This window comes from Bacillus cereus group sp. Bce019, assembly GCF_051781745.1.
In the GTDB taxonomy this organism is placed as follows: Bacteria; Bacillota; Bacilli; order Bacillales; family Bacillaceae_G; genus Bacillus_A; species Bacillus_A cereus.
Map to the genome: position 1 here is coordinate 1 of NZ_JBPWJX010000229.1, position 256 is coordinate 256.

Here is a 256-nt window from a genome sequence, read left to right on the forward strand (position 1 = left end):
GCCGCGGCGATGAATTCATCGCGGCGAAGAAATGGCGCGAATCCGCCGCCGAGCGCGATCAGGCGTTCAAGGCCGATGTGTCAAGCTATCTTGACGACGCGAGCGAGCAGGTGAAGGCGCAATGGGCGCAGGCCAAAGAGGGCTGGGACGCCGAGGTCGCCAAGGTGCGCGCGAAATCCGCTGAAATGCGCGCTCAGGCGGCCGCGATGCAGGCCGAGGATCTGGCGGATTGGTCGGAAGCCTATGCCGCGAATAT

The 256-nt window shown here is 64.5% G+C and carries 1 protein-coding gene; it reads left to right on the forward strand.

Translation table 11 applies throughout. The features are described 5' to 3' along the window. A partial coding sequence (locus ACS2QP_RS28130; protein ID WP_438883120.1) for a hypothetical protein occupies nt 1-256 on the forward strand: 256 nt, incomplete at both ends.